Origin of the sequence: Camelimonas fluminis (assembly GCF_014656355.1) — a bacterium.
Lineage (GTDB): Bacteria > Pseudomonadota > Alphaproteobacteria > Rhizobiales > Beijerinckiaceae > Camelimonas > Camelimonas fluminis.
The window spans coordinates 8,551-8,957 of record NZ_BNCG01000060.1 but is presented as its reverse complement, the minus strand read 5'-3'; the positions used below and the strand labels follow the sequence as shown (position 1 = coordinate 8,957).

Annotated in this window: 1 protein-coding gene; it reads right to left on the bottom strand. The window is 61.9% G+C overall.

All coding sequences use genetic code 11. From position 1 onward, the window contains the following. Window positions 1–218: 218 nt before the first annotated feature. On the bottom strand, window positions 219–407 hold a 189-nt coding region (locus tag IE243_RS21135; RefSeq protein ID WP_191321291.1), incomplete at its 5' end, for a heavy-metal-associated domain-containing protein.

Below are 407 nucleotides of genomic sequence, written 5' to 3'. Positions count from 1 at the left end.
CTGATGATGCTCTGTCTTATCCATCGGCCGCTTCCTTTTGTTCGGTCAATTTGGTGACACTGTGACCGGGGTGCAGCAGGATAACGCGCTGAAAAGACGATTGTTTCGTTGATCCGGCGGCCCCACACCACTTGGGCGTGTTCCGCGACCAATTCCGGATGGGCTTGGCTTTAAAATCCACGAACACCCGGCCCGCCGGCGGGCCGGGTGCTTTAGTGTCACGCGGCTGCAGCGGCCGGATAACCGGCGCGCTGCAACGCCGCCTCGAAATCGGCGCGCGGGCGCAGCGAGGCGACCTCGACCTTCCGGGTGTTCGGATCGATGGTCACCTTGGCTTGTGCGTCAACGCTCTGGATAGCCTTGGTCACGCTGCGGGCGCAGCCGCCGCAGGTCATATTCTTGATGTG